We start from the raw sequence: 25,122 nt of genomic DNA on the forward strand, positions 1-25,122 counted from the left end.
GTTCTGCCTGCCATGGAATTGTCATCGCCTCAAGTGCGCGAATGTCACTGGCAGGCAAGGGAAGGGACTGGCGCGACTCGTGGACGTTCTGGATACGATTTTCGAAGTCATCGACATGCGGTCCTTTTCGAACCTCTGGTTCTGGATCGCGCTGGCGGTCATGTGGTCCTCGACCAGCCACTGGGTGCTGGGAATCCCGCATGACATGATCCAGCGCGCAAGGCGCGAGGGCGGGCAGGCGATGGAGGATGTCGAGGACCTGGCCCGGATCAACGCCGGGCGGCTTTTGAACATCGTCGATCGGGGCGCGCTGGTCCTGACGGCCCTGGGCTGCTTCTGGCTGACCGTCCTGGCGGGGCTCGGCTTCTGGTATGACGTGGAATTCGCCCAGGCGCTGTTCCTTCTGTCCTTTCCGATGTCGCTTGTCGTCTGGCTGAGCATCCGCGCCAGCCGGCGGATCGCCGCCGGCGAGAACCGGGGCGCGGCGCTCTGCCGCCGCCTGACCATCCACCGCCGCTGGACGCAAGGCATCGGCATGGTGGCGATCTTCGTCACGGCGATGTATGGCAGCTGGCAGAACCTGAGCGTTTCCATCCTGCACTGAGTGCCCATGCCAGCCGAACGCATCATCCTGGGCGGAGCGCCCGAGGGGTTTGACGCCCGCCTTCTGGCCCGCGAACTGGCGCGGGGCCGGACGGTGATCCATGTCGCGCGCGACGACAAGCGGATGGAGGCGATGCGCGCCGCCCTGGCGGTGATGGCGCCCGGGGTGGCGGTGCTGGACTTTCCGGCCTGGGACTGCCTGCCCTATGACCGCGTAAGCCCGAACCCCGAGATCAGCGCCCGGCGGATGGCGACGCTTTCGGTGCTGGCCGAGGGGCTGAAGGCGCCGGTCGTGGTCCTGACCACGTTGAACGGCGCGATCCAGAAGGTGCCCACGCGCGAGGTGGTCCATGCCGCATCGTTCCGGGCCACGGTGGGCGAGCGGGTGGACGAGGCGCGGCTGAAGGGGTTCCTCGCGCGGATGGGATTCTCGCCGGTCTCGACGGTGGCGGAGCCCGGCGACTATGCGCTGCGCGGCGGGATCGTGGACATCTACCCGCCGGGTCCGGGCGGGCCGATCCGGCTGGATTTCTTCGGCGACGTGCTGGACGGGGCGCGGCGCTTCGATGCCGAGACGCAGCGCACGATCGAGAAGCTGAAGCGGGTGGATTTCTCGGCCGTGTCGGAGATCGTGCTGGACGAGGCCGCGATTGCCCGCTTTCGGCAGAACTACCGTATCGCCTTCGGCGCGGCGGGGACCGACGATCCGCTGTATGAGGCGGTGAGCGCGGGGCGCAAGCACCAGGGGATGGAGCACTGGCTGCCCTTCTTTCACGCGCGGCTGGAGACGCTGTTCGACTATCTGCCCGAGGCCAGCGTCATGCTGGACGACCAGGTGACGCCGATGCGCCTGGCGCGGTGGGAGACGATCGACGACAGCTATGACGCGCGCCATGAGGCGATGGGGGCCAAGGGGCAGATCGACACGGTCTACAAGCCGGTCCCGCCGGGCGAGCTTTACCTTGACGATGCCGCCTGGGAGGCGGCGGTGGCCGGGCATCGGGTGGTGCAGCTTTCGCCGCTGGCGCAAAGTCCGGGGCCGGGGGTGCTGGACGCGGGCGCGCGGGCGGGGCGGAATTTCGCGCCCGAGCGGCAGCAGGAAAAGATCAACCTTTTCGGTGCCCTGGCGGATCATGTTCGCGCGCTTTCCCGCGAGGCGCAGGTGGTGCTGGCCAGCTGGTCCGATGGCGCGCGCGAGCGGCTGAAGGGGCTTCTGGCGGACAACGGGCTGGCTGGTGCGAGGGAGATCGCGGATTTCCGCGAAGTGCCGGAGGGCAAAGGCGGGCTGTATCTTGTCGTCTGGCCGCTTGAATCCGGCTTCGTCGCGCCGGGGTTGGCGGTGATCAGCGAGCAGGACGTGCTGGGCGACCGGATGGTCGGCAAGCCGCGCCGCAAGCGCAAGGCCGAGAACTTCCTGCGCGAGGTCGATACGCTGTCACCGGGCGATCTGGTGGTGCATGTCGAGCATGGGGTGGGGCGCTATCTGGGGATCGAGACGATCACCGCGCTGGGGGCGCCGCATGCCTGCGTGATGCTGGAATATGCCGAGAACGCAAAGCTTTACCTGCCGGTCGAGAATATCGAGCTTCTCAGCCGCTATGGCCATGAGGAGGGTCTTCTCGACAAGCTGGGTGGCGGGGCCTGGCAGGCGAAGAAGGCCAGGCTCAAGGAGCGGATCAAGGAGATCGCCGACCGGCTGATGCGGATCGCCGCCGAACGCGCGCTGCGCCACGCGCCGATCCTGGAGGCGCCGCATTCGATCTGGGAGGCTTTCGCGGCCCGTTTCCCCTATCAGGAGACCGACGACCAGCTGGCGGCGATTGCCGATGTGGTGGCGGATCTGGAAAAGGGCAGCCCGATGGATCGCCTCGTCGTCGGCGACGTGGGTTTCGGCAAGACCGAGGTGGCGATGCGCGCGGCTTTCGTTGCGGCGCTGTCGGGGATGCAGGTCGCGGTGATCTGCCCGACGACGCTGCTGGCGCGGCAGCATTATCGCAGCTTTGCCGAGCGGTTCCGGGGATTTCCCATATCGGTGAGGCCCTTGTCGCGGTTTGTTTCCACGAAGGATGCGAACGCCACCCGCGCGGGCATGGCCGATGGCAGCGTGGATATCGTCGTCGGCACCCATGCGTTGCTGGCCAAGGGGGTGACGTTCAAGCAGCTGGGCCTCTTGATCATCGACGAGGAGCAGCATTTCGGCGTCGCCCACAAGGAGCGGCTGAAGGAGATGCGCTCGGAGGTCCATGTGCTGACCCTGACCGCCACGCCGATCCCGCGCACGCTGCAATTGTCGCTTACAGGGGTGCGGGACCTGTCGATCATCGCGACGCCCCCCGTCGACCGGCTGGCGATCCGCACCTATGTCTCGGAGTTCGACAGCATCACCATCCGCGAGGCGCTGTTGCGCGAACGCTTCCGGGGCGGGCAGAGCTTTTATGTCGTGCCGCGCATCGCCGACCTGCACGAGGTCGAGGACTTCCTGAAGACCCATGTGCCGGAGGTGTCCTATGTCATCGCCCATGGCCAGATGGCGGCGGGCGAGCTGGACGAGCGGATGAACCAGTTCTATGACGGCAAGCATGACGTGCTTTTGGCGACGACGATCGTTGAAAGCGGGCTGGATATTCCGACCGCGAATACGATGATTGTCCACCGGGCGGATATGTTCGGGCTGAGCCAACTCTATCAGATCCGGGGAAGGGTCGGCCGCTCGAAGACGCGGGCCTATTGCTATCTGACCACGAAGCCCCGCGCGCCGCTGACGCCGCAGGCGGTGAAGCGGCTGCGGCTGCTGGGCAGTCTCGACAGTCTTGGCGCGGGCTTCAACCTCGCCAGCCACGACCTTGACCTGCGGGGGGCCGGGAACCTTTTGGGCGAGGAGCAGTCGGGGCATATCCGCGAGGTGGGTTACGAACTGTATCAGCAGATGCTGGAAGAGACGATCGCGCGGATCAAGTCGGGCGAATTGCAGGGTTTGTCCACGATTTCCGATGATTGGAGCCCGCAGTTGAACCTTGGGGTGCCGGTGATGATCCCCGAGGACTATATTCCCGACCTCGACATCCGGCTGGGTCTGTACCGGCGGCTCTCCTCGCTGACGACGAAGGTCGAGCTGGAGGGGTTCGCGGCCGAGCTGATCGACCGTTTCGGGCCGCTGCCGAAAGAGGTCAACACGCTGATGCTGATCGTGCGGATCAAGGCGATGTGCAAGCGGGCGGGGATCAGCCGGCTGGATGCGGGGCCGAAGGGGGCGACGATTGCCTTCCACAACGACAAGTTCGCCAATCCGGCCGGGCTGGTCGATTTCCTGAAGGCGCAGGGCCCGGCGGCGAAGGTGAATGGCAACCGGATCGTGCTGGCGGGCGAGATGAAGTCCGAGGCCGACCGGATCAAGGGCGCCTTCAACATCGCCCGCGACCTGGCCGAGATCGTGCGGGCCGGGAAGAAGGCCTAGTCCCGCGGCTCGCCCAGGGCCTTCAGCGACAGGAGCAAGGCCAGGCCGATCAGCACCGCGACTCCGACGAGAAGCGGGGTGGCGCTGCCGTCGAAGGCCAGCCCGACCGGGATCGCCAGGAGGACGGAGCCGACCGTCCCCAGCGCCGAGATGACCGAGGCGGCGAGTCCGGCGATATGGCCCACCGGCTCCATCGCCAGGGCGTTGAGGTTGCCCATGGTCAGGCCCATCATCGCGAAAAGGCCAATCGCCCAAAACACTTGCACGGCGAAGGCGAGGTTGCCGTCAAGCATGCCGAGCAGCGCCAGCGCCGCCAGCGTGAGAGCCAGCTGGGCCGCATAGCTGGCCCGGATCACGCGGCGCATGCCGAGGCTCATCACGATCCGGCTGTTCAGGAAGCTGCCGGACATCGAGGTGACGGCGATCAGCGCGAACCAGAGCGGGAAGCTTTCGGCGCGGTGGTGCACGGTCTCGAAGATCGGCTGGATCGAGGAGAGCGTGGCGAAAAGCGCGCCCAGCGTCAGGGCCTGGAGCAGGATCGAGACGAGGACGATACGGTGGCGGCCAAGCTCGCGCGTTGCGGCGACCAGGCTGCCGAGATGCAGCGCCCGGCGGCGGGCGGGGGCCAGCGTCTCGGGCTGGCGCAGGCCGAGCCAGAGCATGGTGAGGCCGGAGAAGGCGATGAGCGCGAGGAAGATCGCCTGCCAGTCCGCCAGCGCGATGATCCCCTGGCCCATCAAGGGCGCGATGGCGGGGACGGCGGTGAAGACCATCATCACGAAGCTCATCAGCCGCGCCATCTCGCGCCCGGCGAAGAGGTCGCGGATCATGGCGAGCGAGACGGTGCGGGGGGCGGCGGCGCCGATGCCCTGGACCAGCCGGGCGACAAGCAGGGTTTCCAGCGAGGGCGCGGCGTAGCAGGCGAGCGCGGCCAGCGCGAAGATGCCCGCGCCCGCCATGATCACCGGCTTGCGCCCGAAACGGTCGGAGAGGGGGCCGGTGAACAGCGTGCCGATCCCCATGCCGAGGACGAAGCTGGTGATGACCAGTTGCGCCGCGTTGGGCGCGCCGGGCGACAGCGTGGCGGCGATCTGCGGCAGGGCGGGCAGCATCGCGTCGATCGACAGCGCGATGGTGGCGAAGAGCATCGCCATCAGCGCGACGAATTCGGTCTGCGACAGGGGCTTGTCCGTCAATTCTCGCGCCCGGCCAGTTCCTCGATCACCTGGCCCCAGAATTCGGGCGGCTGGGCGCCGGTGACGACATATTGCTGGGCAACAAGGAAGGTCGGGACCGAGTTCACCCCCTTGGCGCGGGCATCGGCGTCGCGGGCGGCGATGTCGGAAGCATCGGCGTCGGAGTTCAGCAGGCGCAGGGTTGCCTCGCGGTCCATCCCCGTCTCGGCCGCGATGGCGGCGAGGGTCTCGGCATCGCCGATGTCGCGGCCTTCCACCCAATAGGCGCGCATCAGGGCGGTGACGAGGGCATCCTGGCGGCCCTCGATCCCGGCCCAGTGGATCAGGCGGTGGGCGTTCAGCGTGTTCGGCATCCGCGCGGGCCGGTCCGGGTCGATCTCGACCCCAGCCGCCCGGGCGACCTCGCGCAGGCGTTCGTGCACGGCATCGACGCGCGCCTTGCCGCCGAACTTCTCCTCGAGATAGGCGCGCTTGGCGACGCCTTCGGGTGGCATGTCGGGGTTCAGCTGGAACGGGTGCCACTGGATCTTGAACGGATGCGCAGGGTTGGTGGCAAGCGCCCGGTCCAGGTTGGCCTTGCCGAGATAGCACCAGGGGCAGACGGGATCGGAGAAGATGTCGAGGCGGATCATGGGTTTGACCTGTGGTATTGCGCGGCCAGCGCGCGGCGGACCAGTTTGCCGTTCGCGGTGCGGGGCAGGGTGTCGATATGCTGGTAGTGACGCGGCTGCTTCCAGCGGGCAAGGGCGACTTCCGCGCGCTGGCGCAGACTCGCCTCGTCCAGGGCGCAGGGTCCTTCGTAGAACAGCGCGATGATCCGGGTGCCGGGCTCGGGCTCGACCTCGGTTGCGGCGGCGGCGTGCAGGCCGGGGATGCCCTCGAAGGCGGCCTCGACCTCGGCCGGCGAGACGCGGAAGCCGCCGGCATTCAGGAGGTCGTCGCGGCGGCCGAGATGGGTGATCGCGCCGTCCGCGGCCATCAGGGCCATGTCGCCGGTGCGGAACCAGAGGCCCTGCGGCGGGTCCTCGCCGAGGTAGCGGCGCATGAGGCCGGGATCGGTGGTGGCGACGGAAAGCTCTCCGGGCTGGCCGCGCGGGACAGGCTGGCCGTCGTCGTCCAGCAGCGCCACATGGCGGCCGGGCTGGACATAGCCGGCGGTTCCCGACGGGGCGGGATGGGCGGGCGAGCCGGAGATGTAAGTGGAGATTTCGGTCATCCCCAGCGCCTCGTGGACCTGGGTGCCGGTCGCGGTCGCCCATGCGGCGCGGGTCGCTTCGGGCAGGGCCTCGCCGGCGGAAAGCGCGTGGCGAAGGTGGGGAAGCGCGGGGAAGGGCGCACGCAGCATCTGGCGGAAGACGCCCGGCGCGGCGGCGAAGATCGTGGCGCGGGCGCGGGCCAGAAGGCCGGGCAGGGCGGTGGCGGGGGTGCCGGGGGCGGGAATCAGCGCGGTCGCCCCGACCGTCCAGGGGTCGAGCAGCCCGGTGCCCAGGGTATAGGTCCAGTTCATCGCCCCGGCGTGCAGGAGGCGGTCGCCCTCGCCCAGCCCCTCCCATGCGGCATGCATCGCCTTGCGCGGCAGGATCGCGCGGTGGGCATGGCTGACGGCGGAGGGGCGGCCGGAGGTGCCGGAGGTGAAGATCACATAGGCCTCGCGGCCGGGGTCGCCGGGGGTGGGGTCGTGCGGGGGCAGGCTTTCCCAGAGCGCAAGATCGGGGGAGATGACCGGGGTTTCGCCCTCGGGCAGGGGGATGCCGGGATCGGCGAGGATCAGGCGGGGGGCGACGAGGGCGGCCAGCCTCGTGACCTCGGCCGCGGTCAGGGCGGCGGAGGTGGGGACGGGCACCAGGTCGGCGGCGATGGCGCCGAGGTAGAGGATCGGGAAGGCCGGGCCGTTGCCCAGCCGCATCAGCACCCGGTCGCCGGGTGCAAGGCCCTGCGCCAGAAGATGCGTGGCGCAGCCGAGGACCAGGGCGCGCAGCCGGGCATGGGTGATGGTCTCGTCGCCTTCGGGGTGCAGCAGGACAAGGGCGGCTTTCTCTCCCAGCGCAGCGGCGCGGCCGAGGACATGGCCCGCCAGGTTGAAGGCGGCAGGCGCGGACGGATGGGGGCGGGTGTCGGTGACGGAAAGCATGGGCCAAGGGGTGGCATTTGCGCGGCGCGGTTGCAAGCGGGGGGCGGCTGGACTATCCGGGAAGGATGCAGCCGATGGACCCCAAGACGATGATCCGCGTCGCCCGCGAAGCCGGCGGAGAGGCGCATGTCGAGCCGGTGAACCTTGGCCCGAGGGTGCGCGAGCTGCGCCGCAGCCTGGGCTGGACGCTGGAGGAGGCGGCAGGCCGGGCGGGACTGGCGCGATCCACGCTGTCGAAGATCGAGAACGGGCAGATGAGCCCGACCTATGACGCGCTGAAGAAGCTGGCGCAGGGCCTGGCGATCAGCGTCCCGCAGCTGTTCACCCCGCCGTCCAAGACGCAGGTCCTGGGCCGGATGGCGGTGACCAAGGCGGCCGAGGGCCTGACCCAGGCGACCGCGACCTATGAGCACGAGCTTCTGGCCCCGAACCTGAGCCGGAAGCAGATGCTGCCCTACCGCGCCACGATAAGGGCGCGCTCGTTCGAGGAATTCGACGGCTGGGTGCGCCATGACGGCGAGGAATTCCTGTATGTCCTGACCGGGATCGTGCGGCTTTACACCGAGTTCTACGAGCCGGTGGACCTGCGCCGGGGCGACAGCGCCTATTACGACGCGGCGATGGGACATAATGTGATCAGCCTGTCGGAGGAAGATGCGACGGTGCTCTGGGTCACCTCGCTGGTTTGATCTGCCTCATGGCGGCGGTCTCGGGCAGGATCTAGGCAAGGCGAGGCGAGGCTTCGGGGAGGAAGCGGGTGAGGTTTGCGATCCTGACGGATATCCACGCCAACCGCGAGGCCTTTGCGGCGGTGCTGGAGGATGCGGCCGCGCGCGGGGCGGGGCGGATCGTGGTGCTGGGCGATGTGGTGGGCTACGGGCCCGATCCGGGTTGGTGCTGCGACAAGGTGGCCGAGTTGCAGGGGCGCGGCGCGATCTGCGTCAGGGGCAACCACGACAATGCCGCCGCCGGTGCGCCCGAGCCGATGTCGCCCCTGGCGAAGCGCGCGATGGACTGGACGAAAGAGCGGCTGAGCGCGGACCAGCGCACCTTCCTGGGCCGCCTGCCGCTGGTGGCGGAGGAGGGGGACACGCTGTTCGTCCATGCCTCGGCCAGCAATCCCGAGGCGTTCAGCTATGTCACCTCGGACACCCGCGCTGCGCCCTCGTTCCGGGCCACGGGCGCGCGCCTGATCTTCTGCGGGCATACGCATGTGCCGCTGCTGGCCAGCCGGGATCCGGGCGGCGTGGTGCGCCAGCAGGAGTTCAAGGCGAACCTGCCGATCCCGCTTCTGCGCAGCCGGAGGTGGCTTGCGGTGGTGGGCTCGGTCGGGCAGCCGCGCGACGGGGTGGCGCAGGCGGGATGGGCGCTTCTGGACACCGATACGAACGAACTGACGTTCCGCCGCACGCCCTATGACGTGGCCGGCACGGCCAGGAAGATCCGCGCCGAGGGCCTCCCCGAGGAACTGGCGGCGCGTTTGCTGACAGGGAGTTGAGTGAATGCCAGTGCGGCCGCATACCGGCTTGGAGATCGACGGTTTCACCCTGGGCGAGAAGCTGCATACCGGCGGCTTCGCGACCATCTGGGAGGTGACGCATCCCGACCATGACCTGACTATGGTGATGAAGGTGCCCACGATCCTGGACGGCGACGACGGGCCGACGATCGTGGGCTTCGAGGTCGAGCAGATGATCATGCCGCGCCTCACCGGCCCGCATGTGCCGAAGGTGATCGGGATCGGCGGCTTCGACGTGATGCCCTATATCGTGACCGAGAAGATCGAGGGCGGCAGTTTCCTGGCGGTGTTCCAGCAGGCCCCGCTGCCCCTGTCGGACGTGATCGAGATCGCGGCGCGGATGGTGGCGGCGGTGGCGGACCTGCACCGCCAGCATGTGATCCACCTGGACCTGAAGCCGGAGAACTTCCTGCAGCGCAAGACCGGCGAGATGGTGCTGGTGGACTACGGCCTCAGCCGTCACGACCAGTTGCCCGACCTTCTGGCCGAGGAATTCACCATTCCGATGGGCACATGGCCCTTCATCGCGCCCGAGCAGTACCTGCGCTGCCGCGACGATCCGCGGTCCGACCTCTTTGCGCTTGGCGCGATGCTTTACGCGCTGGCGACGGGACGCAATCCCTGGGGCACGCCGCAAAGCCTGCGCGGGGTGAGAAAGCGGCTCTGGCGCGACCCCGAGCCACCGCGCGCGATCCGGCCCGAGATCCCGGAATGGCTGCAGGAGATCATCCTGCGGGCGCTCTCGGTCGATCCGATGCGGCGGTATCAGACGGCGGCGCAGCTGGCCTTCGACCTGGCGCATCCGCAGCAGGTGACGCTGACCGCGCGGGCGCTGAAGACGCGGCGCGACGGCTGGCTGCAGGTCTGGGACCGCTGGCGCGTGATGCGGAAGCTTCGCCGCTTCGACGCGCCGGTCTCGGTCGCGGCGCAACTGGCGTCGGTGCCGATCATCGTGGTCGCGGTGGACCTTTCCCCCGAGGGCGAGCGCCTGGCCGAGGTGTTGCGCGCGGCGGTCAAGCGGATGCTGACGATCGAGCCCGACGCCCGCATCGCCTGCGTGAACGTGATCAAGACCGCGCGGATCGGCATCGACCAGGGCACCGACGACCAGGGCAACAACCTGCATGTGATGCGGCTGGTGCAGCTGAAGGCCTGGGCGGAAGGGATCGAACTGCCCGACCACCGGCTGACCTATACCGTGCTGGAAGGTCCCGATCCGGGGCTTGCGATCATCGACTATGCGACCGCGAACCATGTCGATCACATCATGATGGGCGCGCGCGGCTATTCGACCACGCGGCGCTATCTGGGATCGGTCTCGGCCAAGGTGGTGGCCGAGGCGCGATGCTCGGTCACCGTGATCCGCCTGCCCGAGGAGCGCGCCGCCGCCTGAGCGTCAGAACATGTCCTGCACGGTGCGCGCCCCGGCCGAGACATCCTCGCCCACGCCGGCGACGGTGTTGCAGCCGGCCAGCGCCAGCAGGGTTGCGAGAAGGGCGAGTTTGCGCATCGGTCCACCTGTAGTTTGCTGCCGGGCGGTCATTCTTCGTACCACCACAGCGCGGGAAGATAGGACGTCCCCCAGTCGCCGTAAAGCTGGACCCGCTCGGGGTGCTTCAGTTCGGCCTTGTGGACGATCAGGTTGCGGTCGGAGAACCAGAAGGGCACGACATAGCGCCCCGCGGTCAGAAGCCGGTCCAGCGCCTGGGCGGCGGTGGCGGCCTCCTCCTGGCTGCGGGCGGCGAGCATCGCGGCGATGACCGCGTCGATCGCGGGCGACTTCACCCCCATCCAGTTGCGCGAGCCTTCGGTATCGGCGGCGGCCGAGGACCAGTAGAGGCTTTGCTCGTTGCCCGGCGACAATGACATGGTGCGGATGATGTAGGTCATGTCGAAGTCGAACGTGTCGGTCCGCGCCTTCATCTGCGCGCTGTCCAGCATGGTGACCCTGGCCGCGATCCCCACGTCCTTCAGCGCCTCGACATAGATCGCGGCGACGCTGGCGACCTCGTCCTGGCCGATGGTCAGGAGGATCTCGAAGGCGAAGGGCGTGCCTTCGGCGTTCTTCAGGACGCCATCATCGCCCACGGTCCAGCCCGCCTCCTCCAGGAGCTTGATCGCCCGGCGCAGGCCGGCGCGATTCTGCGGCGAGCCGTCGGGTTGGGGCAGGGCGTAGCCTTCGACGGTGCCGGGCAGGAGATCGGCCTTGAAGGGTTCCAGCAGCGACAGGACCGCGCCCTCGGCCGGGGCGCCGGGGATCATCGCGAAGGAACTGTTGGCGAAATACGAGGTGATCCGGGGCGCGGCGCCGCCGGTCACGGTCTGGTTGATGAAGTCGAAGTTGAACAGTTCGATCATCGCCTCGCGCACGCGCCAGTCCCGGAACTGCGGCTTGCGGGTGTTCATCACCAGGCCGATGATCCCCGAGGGCCGGTCGTGCGGCACCTCGAGCTTCACCATCTCGCCCGAGGCGAGCGCGGGAAAGTCGTAGCGGCTGGCCCATTTCGCGATGTTGTCCTCGCGATAGGCCGAGATCGCGCCGGTCTTGACCGATTCGAAGACCGCGACCGGGTTCGAGTAATAGTCGTAGCGGATCGTGTCGAAATTCCACTGGCCCCGGTTCACGGCCAGGTCCTTGCCCCACCAGTCGGGATTGCGCCTGTAGGTGACCGAGACGCCGGGATCGACCTGGTCGACGACATAGGGGCCCGAGCCGGTGAGCTTGTCGAGCGACGTCGCCTCGAAATCCTTGCCCGCGAAATCCGCCTTCTTCAGGATCGGCCGCAGCCCCAGGATCAGCGGCAGCTCGCGGTCCTCGGTGTTGAAGGTGAAGCGGATGCTGCGCGGGCCGGTGGCTTCGGCCTTGGCGATCTTCTTCCAGGCGGTGTGGTAGCGCGGATGGCCCAGCGTGCCGAGCGTTTCATAGGACCAGAGCACGTCATCCACCGTCACCGGCGTCCCGTCCGAGAATCGGGCGCCCTCGCGCAGGGTGAATTCCACGAAGCTGCGGGCATCGTCGGTCTCGACCGATTCGGCCAGAAGGCCGTAGAGGGTGAAGGGTTCGTCATAGCTGCGCGCCAGCAGGGTCTCGAAGGTGAAGGGTGCGATCCCCTCGGCCGGAGAGCCGTTGGTGATGAAGGGATTCAGCGTGTCGAAGCCGCCGTTCATCGACAGGGTGATGCTGCCCCCCTTGGGCGCATCGGGGTTGGCCTGCGGCAGCGACACAAAATCCGGGGGAAGCGCGGGCTCGCCATACATAGCTATGCCATGCTGCGGCTCGGCGACGGCCGGGGCGGCGGCCAGGACAAGGCCCAGCGGCAGCGCAAGCCGGCGGAAGATCGGGGTCAGGTCGGGCAGCATCGGGGCGCATCCCTCGTCTAAGCTGTTGTTCTTTGTCCCGAACCCTAAGCGGCCAAACGTGGATATTCAAACTTTTAGCTTGGCCATCGGCGGTTAGGGGACTATATAGGAGTCACTGCTCGATAGGTTTCTTGCCTGTATGAAACCTGCCTCAACGACTTAACGCCGGCCTTGCGCCGGCGTTTTTTTATGCCCGCCGGGTCTGGAACCTTGCCCGCTGGCGGACGTAGTATCTTTGCAGTTGCAGCATGGAGTCTGGGAATGGCGCTGAAGGGCAGGCGGGCGATCGTCACCGGGTCGAATTCGGGAATCGGGCTGGGCGTGGCCGAGGCGCTGGCCGCCGCCGGGGCCGAGGTGATTCTGAACAGCTTCACCGATCGGCCCGAGGATCACGCGCTGGCGGCCGAGCTTGCCGCGCGGCATGGCGTGGCGGCGCGCTATATCGCGGCCGACATGTCGAAGGGGGCGGGCTGCCGGGCGCTGGTCGAGAAGGCGGGCGGCTGCGACATCCTGGTGAACAACGCCGGGATCCAGTTCGTCGCCCCGGTCGATGAGTTCCCGGTCGAGAAATGGGATGCGATCCTGGCGATCAACCTGACCTCGGCCTTCCACACCACCGCCGCCGCCCTGCCGGGGATGAAGGCGAAGGGCTGGGGCCGGATCGTCAACATCGCCAGCGCGCATGGCCTGACCGCCAGCCCGTTCAAATCGGCCTATGTCGCGGCCAAGCACGGCGTCGTGGGCCTGTCCAGGACCGTGGCGCTGGAGGTCGCGGGGCAGGGGATCACCTGCAATGCGATCTGCCCCGGCTATGTGCTGACGCCCCTGGTCGAGGCGCAGATCCCCGAGCAGATGAAGGTGCATGGCATGGACCGCGAGACGGTGATCCGCGAGGTGATGCTGCAGCGCCAGCCCTCGCGCCAGTTCGCCACGGTCGAGCAGATCGGCGGGACGGCGGTCTATCTGTGCAGCGCGGCGGCGGATCAGGTGACGGGGACGACGATCAGCATCGACGGCGGCTGGACCGCATTGTGAGACACGACGCGGCGGAGGCGGGCCAAGATCCGTCGAAGGATCTTGCAGATCTTCTCGAAAAGACATGCGGGCGCCCGGCATGAGGCGCGTCAGCCTGGCGTTGCAGGGCGGCGGCGCGCATGGCGCCTTCACTTGGGGGGTTCTCGACCGGCTTCTGCAGGAGGAGGATCTGGAGATCGCGGCGATCTCGGGCAGTTCGGCCGGAGCCCTGAACGGGGCGGCGCTGAAGGCCGGGATGATCGAGGACGGCCGCGCGGGCGCCAGGGCGCGGCTGGACCGGCTCTGGGACCATATCGCCGGGATCGGCGATTTCCGCATGGCGCCCTGGCTGCAACCCTTCGTCCCGGCGATGCGCTTCTGGCAGACGGCCAGCGCCTCGGTCCTGCCCTTCTCGCCGCAGGCGCTGGCGGCGCAGGTCTGGTCGCCGCATGCCTGGGGCGAGGGCTGGAAGAATCCGCTGGCCCCGGTGGTCTCCGATCTCGACTTCAGCGAGGTCCAGGCCAATGCCGGGCCACGGCTTTTCGTCAGCGCGACCAATGTCAGGACCGGCCGGATCAAGGTCTTCACCGGGGCGGAACTGACGCCCGAGGCGCTCTTGGCCTCGGCCTGCCTACCCACCGCCTTCCAGACGGTCGAGATCGACGGCGAGGCCTATTGGGACGGCGGCTATGCCGGCAATCCGGCGCTGTTTCCGCTGTATGAGCCCGACTTGCCCGACGATCTCCTGGTCGTCTCGATCAACCCGCTGCGTCGCGAGGAGGTGCCGGAGACCGCGCTGGAGATCCAGAACCGGATCAACGAGATCAGCTTCAACTCGGCCTTCCTGGGCGAGTTGCGCGCGATCAACTTCGTCCGCCGCCTGATCCGCGAGGGCAGGATGGAGCGCGGCGTGATGAAGGAGGTCAACGTCCATATGATCGCCGACGACGGGCTGATGAACACGCTTTCGGCGGATTCGAAACTGTCGCCCACCCCGCTTTTGCTGGAGCGGCTGAAGAACGCCGGGCGCAAGGCGGCCGACGGCTTCCTGGGCAACGGCTGGTCGAAGATCGGGCATGACGAGGCCGGGCTCGACATTCCGGGGATGCTTGGCTAGGCGAAGGGCTCTTTCGGCATCGGGTAGACCAGCCCGCCCGAGACGATCAGCTTGGCCGCATCGTCCACGCCCATGTCCATGACGACCAGATCCCGCGTCGGCACGAACAGCAGCATCCCGCTGGTGAAAGGTGTCAGCCCGACAAAGACCGCGGACACATCGGGGCCGATGGCGGCCAGACGCTCGGCCAGCTCGCCCTTGGGGCGGGTGGAAAGGAACCCCAGCGCCCAGGACCCGGCGCGGGGAAATTCGACCAGCACGACCTTGTCGAAACTCTTCTCCTTCTTGTTGAAGAAGGTTTCGGCCACCTGCTTGATCGCGCTGTAGACCGAGCGGATCACCGGCATCCGGTCGACCAGATCCTCGCCCGAGCGGATGACCGAGCGGCCGATCAGCCCCTTGGCCAGCCAGCCGACGATGATGGTGACGATCAGGAAGACAAGGACGCCGACGCCGCGGACGGGGAATTCGTATTCCGGTCCGAACCAGCGGCCGATCAGCACGTCGGGTTGATAATAGGCCGGGATCAGCGGCAGGATCCAGCCGTCGATCCAGCCGATCACCGCCCAGACGAACCAGATCGTCAGCCCGATGGGCAGGACGACGACAAGGCCGGTGAGGAAACTGGCGCGCAGACCGGCAAGAAAGCCGCGGCGGTGGTGGGGCGGATGCGGTTCGGTCACGAGGTCTCTGATCCCTTTCCCGTCAATCTATGGGCTGCCCCCCCGGCCGCGCAATGGCGACAATCGGAAATTCAGGCGGCCCGCGCCAATTCCCGTGCAATCGCCGCGCCAAGCCGGGCGTTGTTCAGCACGAGCGCGATATTGGCCGTCAGCGAGCGGCCCCGGGTCAGCTCGAAGATCCGCTGGAGGAGGAAGGGGGTGACCGCCTTGGCGGCGATGCCCTGCGCCTCGGCCTCGGCCAGCGCGGTCTCGATATGCGGCATGATCTCGGCGCGGGGAATCTCGGCCGCCTCGGGGATCGGATTGGCGACCAGCTGGCCGCCCGGCAGGCCAAGGCGTGCGCGCATCCGGTGGGCGGCGGCGATGCCCGCCGCGTCGTCCATCCGCAGCGGCGCCTTCAGGCCCGAGGCGCGCGACCAGAAGGCGGGGAACTCGTCCTGGCCAAAGGCGATGACCGGAACGCCCAGCGTCTCCAGGTATTCCAGCGTCTTCGGCAGGTCGAGGATCGCCTTCGCCCCGGCGGCAACCACGGTGACCGGCGTTTCCGCCAGTTCGCGCAGGTCGGCCGAGATGTCGAAGCTGGCCTCGGCCCCCCGGTGCACGCCGCCGATGCCGCCGGTGGCGAAGACCTCGATCCCGGCCAGTTGCGCGCAGATCATCGTGGCCGCGACCGTGGTGGCCCCGGTGCCGCCGGTGGCAAGGCAGGCGGCAAGGTCGGCCCGCGAGAGCTTGGCCACATCCCGCGCCTGACCCAGCGCGTCAAGCTGGGGCTCGGTCAGGCCGACGTGGATCTGGCGGTCCATGATGGCGATGGTCGCGGGCGTGGCGCCATGGGCGCGGATCTCGGCCTCCACCCGGCGGGCTGTTTCCACGTTCTGCGGGAATGGCATGCCGTGAGTGATGATCGTGCTTTCCAGCGCAACGATCGGGGCACCCCTGGCGCGGGCCTTGGCGACTTCGGGGGACAGGATCAGGGGCAGGGTCATGCGCCGATATCTCCGGAAACATAGGTTGCAGCGGCGCGCAGCGCCTCGTCCAGCGCGGTATGGCGGTCCGCGCCGCGCCGCTCGGCGACGAGATGCGCGGCCATGAAGGTGTCGCCCGCCCCGGTGACGCGGGTCACGAGGACCGGGGGCGGATGGCCCTCGATCACGCCGCGGTCGCGGGTTCCCTCGGCCGCGGGTTCACCGCCGTTGGTGACCAGCACGCGGCCCGCGCCGCGATCCAGCAGCGCCTCGGCGGCGGCGGATGCGCTGGTGCAGTCGCTGCGGGCCAGGATGTTCGCCTCCTCGAGGTTGACATAAAGCGTGGCCGAAGGATGGGTCAGCAGCGGCAGAAGCCGCCCCGCCTTGCCCGGAGAGGCCGGGGCCACGCGCAGGTCGGCGGCCGAGAACAACGGCGAGGCGGCGATCTCGGCCAGAAGCGCCTCGGTCAGGTTGCCGTCCAGCGCGATCGGGCCGGACCAGGGTGTGGCCTCGGTCCCGAGGCGGCCGTCGGCAAGCGGGCGCAGGATCTTCTCTCCCGCCGCCTCCAGCGAATGGGCGTCGGCCACGGCGGCGATCAGCCCGTTCGCGCCCTCGATCGCCATGTAGCGGTCGGTCGGCAGGTCGTCCGAGCGGTAGACATGCGCCGTCACCAGCCCAAGACGCTCGCAGGAATGGGTCAGTTCCTCCCCCTCGGCATCGCGGCCGATGGCGGTGAGGAGGGCCGGCGTCATCCCGAACCGCCGCAGCGTCATCGCGATGTTCATTGCCACGCCCCCCGGCAGCCGGGTAATCCGTCCAGGCACGTCCGCGCCCAGGCGCATCGCGGTGGGCGAGCGGCCGATGATGTCCCACAGGACCGAGCCGATGCAGAGGATGTCGGGTGTCATGGCCCCTGCATCGCCGAAAGCCGCCCATCGCGCAAGGCCCGGTGCGGAAGGGGTTGCGCCGGCGCGCCGCCCCGTCTATATGCGCGCCACTTCACAGGTGTGGTCGGGGCCGATGCGGGGAGAAATCCCGTGCGGTCCGCCGGTTGCCCCGCAAGGGGTGAAGACGGCCGCGCCGAGGTTCAAACCGGAAAAGGATACAGCATGGCTCTTCCCGAGTTCTCCATGCGTCAGCTGCTGGAAGCTGGCGTTCACTATGGCCACCAGACCGCGCGCTGGAACCCCCGCATGGGCGAGTTCATCTATGGCGACCGCAACGGCATCCACATTCTCGACCTGACCCAGACCGTCCCGATGCTGGACGCGGCGCTGAAGGTCGTGCGCGACACCGTCGCCAAGGGCGGCCGCATCCTGTTCGTCGGCACCAAGCGCCAGGCCCAGAAGCCGATCGCCGAAGCCGCCGAGAAATGCGCGCAATATTACATGAACCACCGCTGGCTGGGCGGCACGCTGACCAACTGGAAGACCGTCTCGCAGTCGATCCAGCGCCTGAAGCACCTGGACGAGGTCCTGGGCGCCGGCGGCGAGGGCCTGACCAAGAAAGAGCGTCTGGGCATGGAGCGTGACCAGGCCAAGCTGCAGGCCAGCCTGGGCGGCATCCGCGAGATGGGCGGCACCCCGGACCTGATCTTCATCATCGACGTGGGCAAGGAAGACCTGGCCGTGCAGGAAGCCCAGAAGCTGGGCATCCCGGTCGTGGCCGTGGTCGACACCAACTGCTCGCCCAAGGGCGTGAACTATGTCATCCCGGGCAACGACGACGCGGCCCGCGCCATCGCGCTGTACTGCGACCTCGTCGCCCGCGCGGCCCTGGACGGCATGTCGGCCCAGATGGGTGCGGCTGGCGTCGACCTGGGCGCGCTGGAAGTGGCTCCGGAAGAAGAAGCGGTCGCCGAAGCCGAGGCCTGAGCCCCGGCTGTCACCAGAGATCACCCGGCGGGTTCCATTCCGCCGGGTCCATCGATTCCAAGGAGTGAAACCATGACGATCACCGCTGCGATGGTGAAGGAACTGCGCGATTCGACCGGCGCAGGCATGATGGACGCCAAGAAGGCGCTCACCGAGACGAACGGCGACATGGAAGCGGCCGTCGACTGGCTGCGCACCAAGGGCCTGGCCAAGGCCGCCAAGAAGGCCGACCGCGTCGCGGCCGAGGGGCTGATCGGCGTGGCCGTCTCGAACGGCAAGGGCGTCGCGATCGAGATCAACTCGGAAACCGACTTCGTCGCCAAGAACGAGGATTTCCAGGCGCTGGTCCGTGACGTGGCCAATGTCGCGCTGACCACCGGCGACTCGGTCGAGGTGGTGAAGGCCGCGCATCTGAACGGCAAGACCGTCGAGACCGTGATCCAGGAAGCCATCGCCCGCATCGGCGAGAACATGACCTTCCGCCGCCTGCACGTGCTGGAAGGCGACACCGTCGTCTCCTACGTCCACAACGCCGCGACCGCCGGCATGGGCAAGATCGGCGTCCTCGTCGCGCTGAAGGGCGATGCCGCCAAGGCCGAGGAGATCGGCAAGCAGTTCGCGATGCACATCGCCGCGACCTCGCCGCTGTCGCTCTCCGAAGCCACCCTCGACCCCTCGGTGGTCGAGCGCGAACTGGCCGTCCAGACCGCCAAGGCGCTGGAGGAGAACGCCGCCTCGGCCAAGCCGAAGCCCGAGCAGGTGATCCACAACAACATCATCCCGGGCCGGATGAAGAAGTTCCTCGCCGAGAACACGCTTCTGGGCCAGGCCTTCGTGATCAACCCTGACCTGACGGTCGAGCAGGCCGCCAAGGATGCAGGTGTCGAGATCACCGGCTATGCCCGCGTCGCGGTCGGCGAAGGCATCGAGAAGAAGCAGGAAGACTTCGCCGCCGAAGTGGCCAAGGTTCTTCAGGGCTGATTTCCTGGACAACGGGGCAGGGGGGCCGGCGCAGCGATGCGCCGGCCCTTCTGTTCCGGCTTGCGGCAAATGCAAACGGCGCGGCCCTGGGGAGGGGCCGCGCCGTCACTGTTCCGCCCGCCCCTTGGGGACGAGGATGGGAAGGGCAGAAACCGCCGCAAGTATGCGGCTACTCTGAAACAATCGATCCGGCAGCTTGGCACATCCGGTAAGTCCTTGTTGCAGCTTACCCAAGGGCAAGCGAGTGCGGAATACCTTACCTAACGCGCCGCGTGGGCAACCTCGGGCAGGCGCTGGAAGATCATGTTGAGAAGCGCGCCCTTTGCCACCGCCTGGGCCGTGGTCTCCACCGCCAGCGCCTCACGCGCAAGGCGCAGGTGCTTTTCCACCATCGCGGGCGAGACGCCCATCAGCAGCGCCACGTCCTGCGTCGTCTTGCCGTCCGCCACCCATTCCAGCGCCTCGCGTTGACGCGGGCTCAGCGCCCGGTGCCGCGAGAGCTGCGGCAGGTGGACGATGGTCAGGTGCATCATGTTGGCCACCGCCAGGATCTCGTCCCGGCGCGACGCGAACAGCGCCTCCACATCGGCCGGCGAGAGCCCCGGATCGGCCAGCAGCCCCAGCGCGCCCTTCGAGCGTGACGAGACGGCGGGAAAGCTGACCGACATCCCGGCCACGATCCCCATGGCTGCATTCTGCCGCACCGCCTCGGCCTCTTCCGCCGAAAGACGCCCGGCGTCGTAGGCTTCTTTCACCCAGGTCCAGGTGCAGATGCCCGAGTTGCGTTCGGCCCAGCGGAAAACCGGGGTCTTGGCATAGAAACCGCCCTGAAAGTAGCGTCGCACATAATCGGCGTCGCAGGTGGTCAGGAACAGCGCATCCTCGGGGTCGCCGATGGTCTTCAGGTGCTTGAACCGGGTGAACCCGTAGTTCACGCGTCCGAAGCCCAGGGTGGCGAACCAGCCGGTCGCCTGCTCCCAGGCATCGTCGATCTTCGTGGAGGCGGCGATCCGGTTCAGGAGTGCAAGTATCTCGCGCATGGTTCTATCCCTGATTGTCCGGCCTGCCGCAGGGGCAACCTTGACCTGGGCGAGAGATAAGGCGGGTTTTCCCGGCTTGTCGAGAGTCCTTGCCGTGGAAAGAGCGTCGTTTCGACCGGATGACGGAAGATTTCATCCTTTTTCCGGACCTCTGGCCCTAAAGCTGCGCGATCAGCCGGGGCAGGGCGGCGTGATGGTCGAAGACCAGCCTCGCCCCCATCTCCTCGGGGACCGCCTTCCGGTAGCCGCCGGAAAAGAGGGCAAGCGGCACGTCGGCCGCCTGCGCGGTCTCGGCATCGATCTCGCTGTCGCCGATGAAAAGCGTTCTTGCAGGACCCAGGGCGGCGATCGCGGCGTGCAGCGGAGCCGGATCGGGCTTGCGCCGGGCCAGGCTGTCGCCCCCGATCACCACGGGGAACAGCTTTGCCAGTCCGAAATGATGCAGGACGGCGCGGGCAGGGGCCTCAGGCTTGTTGGTACAGATGGCCAGCTGATGCCCGGCGGCGGCAAGATCCCCCAGCGCCTCGGCTGCGCCGGGATAAAGCGACGTAAGATCAAAGGCCTGTTCATAGATCTTCATGAAATCCGCGACCAGGTCCCGCTGCAGCGGTCCCTCGCATTCCAGCCCCTGATGCGCCAGCAACCGGCTGACCAGGACGCCCACGCCATTGCCGATGAAGCCGCGCACGGTCGCGAAGGCAAAGCCGGGCAGGCCCCTGGCGGCAAAGACCTCGTTCGCGGCGGCATGGATCTGCGGCGCTGAATCGATCAGCGTGCCATCCAGATCGAAGACAAGGTTCAGCGGCTCAGGCAAGCGCCGCCTCGGCCGCCGCGCGGATTGCCCGGATATTGGCGCCGTAAGCCTCGGGTGCCTCGGCCGAGCCGCCCTTGAACACGGCCGAGCCCGCCACCAGCACATCCGCTCCGGCCTTCGAGACCAGGGGCGCCGTCGCCACCGTGACGCCGCCGTCGATCTCGATATGCACCTCGCGGTCGCCGATCATCTGGCGCAGGCGGGCGATCTTGGCGAGCTGGCTCTCGATGAAGCTCTGGCCGCCGAATCCCGGGTTGACCGTCATCACGCAGACCATGTCCACCATGTCCAGAAGCTCGGCCACCGCCTCGGCCGGGGTGCCGGGGTTCAGGGCAACGCCAGCCTTTTTCCCAAGCCCGCGAATGGCTTGCAAGGTGCGGTGAATGTGCGGTCCGGCTTCGACATGGGCGGTGATCACGTCGGCTCCGGCCTTGGCATAGGCCTCCAGATAGACATCCACCGGCGAGATCATCAGATGCACGTCCATCACGCCCTTGATATGCGGCCGGAGCGCCGCGCACATCGCCGGGCCGAAAGTGAGGTTCGGCACGAAATGGCCGTCCATCACATCGACATGCACCCAATCCGCACCTTGCGCCTCGATCGCGCGGCATTCGGCGCCGAAGTTCGCGAAATCGGCGGCAAGGATGGAGGGGGCGATCTTGATCGAACGGCTGAACATCGGGCAGGCTCCAAACGGCTTTCGGGGGTCATATCGCGGGCGGTCAGGGCTTTCCAGCACCCAATACATTACATAATACTGATTATGCGACTTTGAACTTCGCCGATGCTCCCCGCCCGAACGACAACGGCCCGGTCAAAGGACCGGGCCGCAGCAGTGACATCGGAAGAAATCAGCCGACCAGTTCGAGGCCCGAGAAGAAGAAGGCGATCTCGCGCGCGGCCGAGGCTTCGCTGTCCGAGCCGTGGACCGAGTTCTCGCCCTTGGACAGCGCGAATTCCTTGCGGATCGTGCCGGCGGCGGCAGCGGCCGGATCGGTCGCGCCCATCACTTCGCGGTTCTTCGCGATCGCGCCTTCGCCTTCCAGCACCTGCACCACGACCGGCTCGGAGGCCATGAACGCGCACAGCTCGCCATAGAAGCCGCGCTCCTTGTGCTCGGCGTAGAAGGCGCCGGCCTGCGCCGGGGTCAGGTGGATGCGCTTGCTTGCGACGACGCGCAGGCCCGCGTCCTCGAACTTGGCGACGATCTTGCCGGTCAGGTTGCGCTTGGTCGCGTCGGGCTTGATGATCGAGAGAGTGCGTTCAGTGGCCATCGGGCTCTCCATGCTGTCGGGGCCAGGCGGCCCTTTTCGTGTGGTCGGGCTGCTACCATGCAGGCGCGCCGTTGAAAAGATGCCCTGCGACAGAGCGTCATCTTCCCGGCCGATCAAATCCGAGTGAATTGATCGGAAATTGAAACCGAGGAGAGTCCCATGTTCCGTCCCGCCTGCCTTGCGCTTGCCCTGTCCACCCTCCCTGCCCTGGCCTCGGATCAGCCGATCCCCTTCACCTATCTCGAATTCGAGAACGCGGTGCCGCATATCGACCTTGCCGTCTGCCCGGTGCCGCTGGCCGCGCCCGGCCGCTTCTGCCGGGTGACCACCCATGCCGAACAGATCAACGTCTTCGTCTTCTCCGAGGACGGGGACCAGCCGCTGATCGCCTTCCAGTCCTGGCCCTCCGACCTGCTGGTCGGCCTGATGGACTGATCCCGCCGGTTGACAAGCCGCGCCCCTGCGGCCAAGCAACTGGCATGCTGAAGATCGAGGACATCACCTATAACGTCGAGGGCCGCCCCCTGTTCGAGGGCGCCTCGGCCACCATCCCCACCGGCCACAAGGTCGGCCTTGTCGGGCGCAACGGCGCGGGCAAGACCACGCTTTTCCGGCTGATCCGGGGCGAGCTGGCGCTGGAGGGCGGCACGATCACCCTGCCCCAGCGCGCCCGGATCGGCGGCGTGGCGCAGGAAGTGCCGTCGTCCGAGACCTCGCTTCTGGACACGGTGCTGGCCGCCGACACCGAACGCGCGGCGCTGATGGCCGAGGCGGAAACCGCGCATGATCCGCACCGGATCGCGGAAATCCAGCACCGGCTGGCCGACATCGACGCCTGGTCGGCGGAAGGCCGGGCCTCCAGCATTCTCAAGGGCCTGGGCTTCGACGCCGAGGAGCAGCTGATGCCCTGCTCCGCCTTCTCCGGCGGCTGGCGGATGCGGGTCGCGCTGGCGGGGGTTCTGTTCGCCCAGCCGGATTACCTGCTCCTGGACGAGCCGACCAACTATCTCGACCTCGAAGGCGCGCTCTGGCTGGAGAGCTATCTTCAGAAATACCCGCATACCGTGCTGATCATCAGCCACGACCGCGGCCTTTTGAACCGCGCGGTGCAGGGCATCCTGCATCTCGACAACCGCAAGCTCACCTACTGGCAAGGCGGCTACGACCAGTTCGCCCGCCAGATGGCCGAACGCCGCGCGGTGCTGCAGGCCGAGGCGAAGAAGGTCGAGGCCCGGCGGGCGCATCTGCAAAGCTTCGTCGACCGTTTCAAGGCCAAGGCGTCCAAGGCCGTGCAGGCGCAGTCCCGGGTGAAGATGCTGGAGAAGCTGACCCCGATCACCGCGCCGGAAGAGGCGAAGAAAGTCGTCTTCACCTTCCCGGAACCCGAGGAACTGCCGCCGCCGATCATCAACCTTGACGGCGCGGCGGTGGGCTATGGCGGCGCTCCGGTGCTGCGCCGCCTGTCCCTGCGCATCGACCAGGACGACCGCATCGCTCTGCTTGGCCGCAATGGCGAGGGGAAATCCACACTTTCCAAGCTGTTGGCCTGGAAACTTCAAGCGTCCGAGGGCAAGATTTCGCGCTCGTCCAAGCTGCGGATCGGCTATTTCGCCCAGCACCAGGTGGACGAGCTGCACCTGGACGAGACGCCCCTGCAACATGTCCAGCGCCTGCGCCCCGAGGAAGGCCAGGCGAAACTGCGCGCCCGTCTGGCGGGGTTCGGCCTGATGGCGGATCAGGCGGAAACCGTGGTGGCCCGGCTCTCGGGCGGCCAGAAGGCGCGATTGTCCCTACTGCTGGCAACAATCGACGCGCCGCATCTTCTGATCCTCGACGAGCCGACCAACCACCTCGACATCGAATCCCGCGAGGCGCTGGTCGAGGCGCTGACCGAATATTCCGGCGCGGTCGTGCTGGTTTCCCACGACATGCACCTCCTCGGTCTGGTGGCCGACCGGCTCTGGCTGGTCAAGGGCGGTGCGGTCACGCCCTATACCGAGGATCTGGAAGCCTATCGCCGACAGCTTCTGGCTGGCGAGGACGAGGTGAAAACCGCACCGAAACCCGTTGAAAAACCGAAGAAAGCCAGCCGCGACGAAATGCTCTTGCTTAAGGCCGAGGTCCGCAAATGCGAGGACCGGCTGGAGAAGCTGAACGAGATGCGCGACAAGCTGGCCGCCAAGCTGGCCGACCCCGCGCTTTACGAGGATGCGCGCAAGGGCGAACTTGCGACCTGGAACGCGAAATATGCCGAGTTGATGCAGGCCCTCGACAAGGCCGAGGCGCTCTGGCTGGACGCACAGGAAAAGCTTGAGATGGCAGCGGCTTGACGGCCGTTCCTCGCCCTTGGCCCTTGCGGCCATGTCTCCGGCTTTCCGACGCGGGGGTCGCATCCCGGCCCGAAGGTCTGGCTATGCAAACCTCGGCCATCCGCCTAGCCTGTGGCAAAGCGAGGTGACGATGCCCGAGACCGCCTTCCTGATCACCGCCTTCGCCACGCTCTTCGTGGTGATCGACCCGCCGGGCCTTGTCCCCCTGTTCATCGCGCTGACCCGCGGGATGGCGGCGGAGAACCGTCGGGCGATGGCGCGCCGGGCCTGCCTGATCGCGGCGGCGCTGCTTCTGCTCTTCGGTCTGGCGGGCGAGGCGATCCTGTCCTTCGTCGGCATCTCGATGCCGGCCTTCCGCATCGCCGGCGGCATCCTGCTGTTCCTCACCGCGCTCGACATGCTGTTCGAACGCCGCACCCAGCGGCGCGAGGGGCAGCAGGCGGAGCCGGACCATGACCCTTCGGTCTTCCCGCTGGCGACGCCGCTGATCGCGGGGCCGGGCGCGATTGCCTCGGTGATCCTGCTGGTCGGACAGTCCGGGCCGGGCTGGGCTGGCTCGGTGGCGGTGCTGGGGCTGATGCTGGCGATGATGGCCGTGACCTATGCCTTCCTCCTCGCCTCGCCGCCGCTCGAACGGATGCTGGGCCGGACCGGGACCATCGTGATCACCCGGCTTCTGGGGATGCTGCTTGCCGCGCTGTCGGTGCAGTTCGTGATCGACGGGGTAAAGGGCACGGGGCTGATCGGCTGATCTTTTCCTTGCC

At 67.7% G+C, this 25,122-nt stretch carries 24 protein-coding genes; 12 read left to right on the forward strand and 12 right to left on the reverse strand.

Annotated features, from left to right (window positions below; translation table 11 throughout):
• The first annotated feature begins 115 nt into the window (after nucleotides 1–115).
• Together ACE3UA_RS08020 and mfd are read left to right on the forward strand one after the other, a co-directional pair.
• Nucleotides 116–604, forward strand: a complete 489-nt coding sequence (locus ACE3UA_RS08020; RefSeq protein ID WP_374643897.1) for a component of SufBCD complex — start codon at nucleotides 116–118, stop codon at nucleotides 602–604.
• Between the two features lie 6 nt (nucleotides 605–610).
• The gene (mfd, locus tag ACE3UA_RS08025) at nucleotides 611–4,057 is read left to right on the forward strand and encodes a transcription-repair coupling factor (RefSeq protein WP_374643898.1); all 3,447 of its coding nucleotides are present in this window, start codon (nucleotides 611–613) and stop codon (nucleotides 4,055–4,057) included.
• Here mfd and ACE3UA_RS08030 read toward each other — a convergent pair.
• The 3 genes from ACE3UA_RS08030 to ACE3UA_RS08040 are packed head-to-tail and all read right to left on the reverse strand — an operon-like array spanning nucleotide 4,054 to nucleotide 7,384.
• Nucleotides 4,054–5,253, reverse strand: a complete 1,200-nt coding sequence (locus tag ACE3UA_RS08030) for a Bcr/CflA family efflux MFS transporter (protein WP_374643899.1) — start codon at nucleotides 5,251–5,253, stop codon at nucleotides 4,054–4,056. The two genes, mfd and ACE3UA_RS08030, sit on opposite strands and share 4 nt — an antisense overlap.
• A complete protein-coding gene (locus ACE3UA_RS08035) occupies nucleotides 5,250–5,885 on the reverse strand; it encodes a DsbA family oxidoreductase (protein WP_374643900.1) in 636 nt (211 codons plus the stop codon). The genes ACE3UA_RS08030 and ACE3UA_RS08035 overlap by 4 nt, the downstream gene beginning before the upstream one ends.
• Nucleotides 5,882–7,384 (reverse strand): class I adenylate-forming enzyme family protein, encoded by a 1,503-nt coding sequence (locus ACE3UA_RS08040; protein ID WP_374643901.1) that lies wholly within the window; start codon nucleotides 7,382–7,384, stop codon nucleotides 5,882–5,884. Before ACE3UA_RS08040 ends, ACE3UA_RS08035 begins: the two co-directional genes overlap by 4 nt.
• 65 nt (nucleotides 7,385–7,449) lie before the next feature.
• On the opposite strand from ACE3UA_RS08040, the gene ACE3UA_RS08045 reads away from it, so the two are divergent.
• From ACE3UA_RS08045 to ACE3UA_RS08055, 3 genes are all read left to right on the forward strand, one after another.
• On the forward strand, nucleotides 7,450–8,073 hold the full coding sequence (locus tag ACE3UA_RS08045) for a helix-turn-helix domain-containing protein (protein WP_374644089.1): 624 nt from the start codon (nucleotides 7,450–7,452) through the stop codon (nucleotides 8,071–8,073).
• Between the two features lie 68 nt (nucleotides 8,074–8,141).
• Nucleotides 8,142–8,882, forward strand: coding sequence for a metallophosphoesterase (locus ACE3UA_RS08050; protein WP_374643902.1), 741 nt, complete (start codon nucleotides 8,142–8,144; stop codon nucleotides 8,880–8,882).
• A gap of 4 nt (nucleotides 8,883–8,886) precedes the next feature.
• Nucleotides 8,887–10,296, forward strand: coding sequence for a protein kinase (locus tag ACE3UA_RS08055; RefSeq protein WP_374643903.1), 1,410 nt, complete (start codon nucleotides 8,887–8,889; stop codon nucleotides 10,294–10,296).
• Nucleotides 10,297–10,299: 3 nt separating this feature from the next.
• Here ACE3UA_RS08055 and ACE3UA_RS08060 read toward each other — a convergent pair whose 3' ends face one another.
• Both ACE3UA_RS08060 and ACE3UA_RS08065 read right to left on the reverse strand, forming a co-directional pair.
• Entirely contained in the window at nucleotides 10,300–10,413 is a 114-nt protein-coding gene (locus ACE3UA_RS08060) for an entericidin EcnA/B family protein (protein WP_287865365.1), read from the reverse strand.
• A gap of 29 nt (nucleotides 10,414–10,442) precedes the next feature.
• Nucleotides 10,443–12,263 carry an extracellular solute-binding protein gene (locus ACE3UA_RS08065; RefSeq protein WP_374643904.1) on the reverse strand — a complete coding sequence of 607 codons (1,821 nt, stop codon included), beginning with the start codon at nucleotides 12,261–12,263 and terminating at the stop codon, nucleotides 10,443–10,445.
• A gap of 261 nt (nucleotides 12,264–12,524) precedes the next feature.
• Between ACE3UA_RS08065 and ACE3UA_RS08070 the strand changes: the two genes are divergently transcribed.
• The gene (locus ACE3UA_RS08070; RefSeq protein ID WP_374643905.1) at nucleotides 12,525–13,298 is read left to right on the forward strand and encodes a 3-hydroxybutyrate dehydrogenase; all 774 of its coding nucleotides are present in this window, start codon (nucleotides 12,525–12,527) and stop codon (nucleotides 13,296–13,298) included.
• Nucleotides 13,299–13,377: 79 nt separating this feature from the next.
• On the forward strand, nucleotides 13,378–14,394 hold the full coding sequence (locus ACE3UA_RS08075) for a patatin-like phospholipase family protein (RefSeq protein ID WP_374643906.1): 1,017 nt from the start codon (nucleotides 13,378–13,380) through the stop codon (nucleotides 14,392–14,394).
• Here ACE3UA_RS08075 and ACE3UA_RS08080 read toward each other — a convergent pair.
• From ACE3UA_RS08080 to ACE3UA_RS08090, 3 genes are all read right to left on the reverse strand, one after another.
• Nucleotides 14,391–15,077 carry a DUF502 domain-containing protein gene (locus ACE3UA_RS08080; protein WP_374643907.1) on the reverse strand — a complete coding sequence of 229 codons (687 nt, stop codon included), beginning with the start codon at nucleotides 15,075–15,077 and terminating at the stop codon, nucleotides 14,391–14,393. The two genes, ACE3UA_RS08075 and ACE3UA_RS08080, sit on opposite strands and share 4 nt — an antisense overlap.
• Before the next feature lie 71 nt (nucleotides 15,078–15,148).
• A complete protein-coding gene (locus ACE3UA_RS08085; protein ID WP_374643908.1) occupies nucleotides 15,149–16,063 on the reverse strand; it encodes a pseudouridine-5'-phosphate glycosidase in 915 nt (304 codons plus the stop codon).
• Nucleotides 16,060–16,950, reverse strand: coding sequence for a PfkB family carbohydrate kinase (locus tag ACE3UA_RS08090; RefSeq protein WP_374643909.1), 891 nt, complete (start codon nucleotides 16,948–16,950; stop codon nucleotides 16,060–16,062). The genes ACE3UA_RS08085 and ACE3UA_RS08090 overlap by 4 nt, the downstream gene beginning before the upstream one ends.
• A 201-nt stretch (nucleotides 16,951–17,151) precedes the next feature.
• Between ACE3UA_RS08090 and rpsB the strand changes: the two genes are divergently transcribed.
• The gene (rpsB, locus tag ACE3UA_RS08095) at nucleotides 17,152–17,916 is read left to right on the forward strand and encodes a 30S ribosomal protein S2 (protein WP_197641583.1); all 765 of its coding nucleotides are present in this window, start codon (nucleotides 17,152–17,154) and stop codon (nucleotides 17,914–17,916) included.
• A 72-nt stretch (nucleotides 17,917–17,988) separates the two neighbouring features.
• A complete protein-coding gene (gene tsf / locus ACE3UA_RS08100) occupies nucleotides 17,989–18,897 on the forward strand; it encodes a translation elongation factor Ts (protein WP_374643910.1) in 909 nt (302 codons plus the stop codon).
• A gap of 260 nt (nucleotides 18,898–19,157) precedes the next feature.
• Here tsf and ACE3UA_RS08105 read toward each other — a convergent pair whose 3' ends face one another.
• From ACE3UA_RS08105 to ndk, 4 genes are all read right to left on the reverse strand, one after another.
• The gene (locus tag ACE3UA_RS08105) at nucleotides 19,158–19,937 is read right to left on the reverse strand and encodes a helix-turn-helix transcriptional regulator (RefSeq protein ID WP_374643911.1); all 780 of its coding nucleotides are present in this window, start codon (nucleotides 19,935–19,937) and stop codon (nucleotides 19,158–19,160) included.
• 157 nt (nucleotides 19,938–20,094) lie between these two features.
• Nucleotides 20,095–20,751, reverse strand: coding sequence for a phosphoglycolate phosphatase (gph, locus tag ACE3UA_RS08110; RefSeq protein ID WP_374643912.1), 657 nt, complete (start codon nucleotides 20,749–20,751; stop codon nucleotides 20,095–20,097).
• Entirely contained in the window at nucleotides 20,744–21,433 is a 690-nt protein-coding gene (gene rpe / locus ACE3UA_RS08115) for a ribulose-phosphate 3-epimerase (RefSeq protein WP_374643913.1), read from the reverse strand. Before rpe ends, gph begins: the two co-directional genes overlap by 8 nt.
• Before the next feature lie 172 nt (nucleotides 21,434–21,605).
• The gene (gene ndk / locus ACE3UA_RS08120; RefSeq protein WP_374643914.1) at nucleotides 21,606–22,028 is read right to left on the reverse strand and encodes a nucleoside-diphosphate kinase; all 423 of its coding nucleotides are present in this window, start codon (nucleotides 22,026–22,028) and stop codon (nucleotides 21,606–21,608) included.
• Nucleotides 22,029–22,187: 159 nt separating this feature from the next.
• Here ndk and ACE3UA_RS08125 point away from each other — a divergent pair, with 159 nt between their 5' ends.
• From ACE3UA_RS08125 to ACE3UA_RS08135, 3 genes are all read left to right on the forward strand, one after another.
• On the forward strand, nucleotides 22,188–22,463 hold the full coding sequence (locus tag ACE3UA_RS08125; RefSeq protein WP_374643915.1) for a hypothetical protein: 276 nt from the start codon (nucleotides 22,188–22,190) through the stop codon (nucleotides 22,461–22,463).
• Nucleotides 22,464–22,507: 44 nt separating this feature from the next.
• A complete protein-coding gene (locus tag ACE3UA_RS08130; RefSeq protein ID WP_374643916.1) occupies nucleotides 22,508–24,358 on the forward strand; it encodes an ABC-F family ATP-binding cassette domain-containing protein in 1,851 nt (616 codons plus the stop codon).
• Nucleotides 24,359–24,488: 130 nt separating this feature from the next.
• On the forward strand, nucleotides 24,489–25,109 hold the full coding sequence (locus ACE3UA_RS08135) for a MarC family protein (protein ID WP_374643917.1): 621 nt from the start codon (nucleotides 24,489–24,491) through the stop codon (nucleotides 25,107–25,109).
• The last annotated feature ends 13 nt before the right edge of the window (nucleotides 25,110–25,122 follow it).

It is taken from the genome of Tabrizicola sp., from assembly GCF_041919135.1.
Classification (GTDB): domain Bacteria; phylum Pseudomonadota; class Alphaproteobacteria; order Rhodobacterales; family Rhodobacteraceae; genus Tabrizicola.

What these genes read in the sequence shown, in the direction of transcription:
- ACE3UA_RS08020 (WP_374643897.1), top strand. Translation starts at nt 116, where the DNA reads ATGCGGTCCTTTTCGAACCTCTGGTTCTGGATCGCGCTGGCGGTCATG.
- mfd (WP_374643898.1), top strand. Translation starts at nt 611, where the DNA reads ATGCCAGCCGAACGCATCATCCTGGGCGGAGCGCCCGAGGGGTTTGAC.
- ACE3UA_RS08035 (WP_374643900.1), bottom strand. Translation starts at nt 5,885, where the DNA reads ATGATCCGCCTCGACATCTTCTCCGATCCCGTCTGCCCCTGGTGCTAT.
- ACE3UA_RS08040 (WP_374643901.1), bottom strand. Translation starts at nt 7,384, where the DNA reads ATGCTTTCCGTCACCGACACCCGCCCCCATCCGTCCGCGCCTGCCGCC.
- ACE3UA_RS08045 (WP_374644089.1), top strand. Translation starts at nt 7,450, where the DNA reads ATGCAGCCGATGGACCCCAAGACGATGATCCGCGTCGCCCGCGAAGCC.
- ACE3UA_RS08055 (WP_374643903.1), top strand. Translation starts at nt 8,887, where the DNA reads ATGCCAGTGCGGCCGCATACCGGCTTGGAGATCGACGGTTTCACCCTG.
- ACE3UA_RS08060 (WP_287865365.1), bottom strand. Translation starts at nt 10,413, where the DNA reads ATGCGCAAACTCGCCCTTCTCGCAACCCTGCTGGCGCTGGCCGGCTGC.
- ACE3UA_RS08065 (WP_374643904.1), bottom strand. Translation starts at nt 12,263, where the DNA reads ATGCTGCCCGACCTGACCCCGATCTTCCGCCGGCTTGCGCTGCCGCTG.
- ACE3UA_RS08070 (WP_374643905.1), top strand. Translation starts at nt 12,525, where the DNA reads ATGGCGCTGAAGGGCAGGCGGGCGATCGTCACCGGGTCGAATTCGGGA.
- ACE3UA_RS08075 (WP_374643906.1), top strand. Translation starts at nt 13,378, where the DNA reads ATGAGGCGCGTCAGCCTGGCGTTGCAGGGCGGCGGCGCGCATGGCGCC.
- ACE3UA_RS08085 (WP_374643908.1), bottom strand. Translation starts at nt 16,063, where the DNA reads ATGACCCTGCCCCTGATCCTGTCCCCCGAAGTCGCCAAGGCCCGCGCC.
- ACE3UA_RS08090 (WP_374643909.1), bottom strand. Translation starts at nt 16,950, where the DNA reads ATGACACCCGACATCCTCTGCATCGGCTCGGTCCTGTGGGACATCATC.
- rpsB (WP_197641583.1), top strand. Translation starts at nt 17,152, where the DNA reads ATGGCTCTTCCCGAGTTCTCCATGCGTCAGCTGCTGGAAGCTGGCGTT.
- tsf (WP_374643910.1), top strand. Translation starts at nt 17,989, where the DNA reads ATGACGATCACCGCTGCGATGGTGAAGGAACTGCGCGATTCGACCGGC.
- ACE3UA_RS08105 (WP_374643911.1), bottom strand. Translation starts at nt 19,937, where the DNA reads ATGCGCGAGATACTTGCACTCCTGAACCGGATCGCCGCCTCCACGAAG.
- rpe (WP_374643913.1), bottom strand. Translation starts at nt 21,433, where the DNA reads ATGTTCAGCCGTTCGATCAAGATCGCCCCCTCCATCCTTGCCGCCGAT.
- ndk (WP_374643914.1), bottom strand. Translation starts at nt 22,028, where the DNA reads ATGGCCACTGAACGCACTCTCTCGATCATCAAGCCCGACGCGACCAAG.
- ACE3UA_RS08125 (WP_374643915.1), top strand. Translation starts at nt 22,188, where the DNA reads ATGTTCCGTCCCGCCTGCCTTGCGCTTGCCCTGTCCACCCTCCCTGCC.
- ACE3UA_RS08130 (WP_374643916.1), top strand. Translation starts at nt 22,508, where the DNA reads ATGCTGAAGATCGAGGACATCACCTATAACGTCGAGGGCCGCCCCCTG.
- ACE3UA_RS08135 (WP_374643917.1), top strand. Translation starts at nt 24,489, where the DNA reads ATGCCCGAGACCGCCTTCCTGATCACCGCCTTCGCCACGCTCTTCGTG.